A 371-nucleotide genomic window follows, 5' to 3' on the forward strand; every position below is an offset into this window, starting at 1 on the left:
TGTAGGTCGGCTTCGGAGGTCTGCTCATGCTGCCCGGCTAGCATGCTGGATTCACGAGATGAATCCCCTAGATTTGCGCAACAACGCCCCTGCGAGTTGAAAGCGCATTGCTGCCCCAAGACGCCCTCGCGGAAAATCCTCCGGTCGATCTTCGAGCCCTCCCGGGATCGGGCGCGTGCGATTGCTCAGACGCCCGGCTACGCGATCTCCTGCAAGCTCCGGAAAAAGGTAGAGATGCTCTTCGCGCATTTGAAGCGCATCCTGGGCCTCAACCGTCTCGGATTGCGAGGCCCGAGCGGCGCACGTGATGAATTCCACCTCGCAGCCGCCGCACAGAACCTCCGGAAGCTCGCAAAGCTCCTTCCGATCCC

General features: G+C 61.5%; 1 protein-coding gene. It reads left to right on the forward strand.

Annotated features, from left to right (window positions below):
• On the forward strand, positions 1-371 hold a 371-nt coding region (locus ACXAJT_RS27670), incomplete at both ends, for a transposase (RefSeq protein ID WP_475242262.1).

Source organism: Salipiger sp. ABF4_146 (assembly GCF_056161345.1).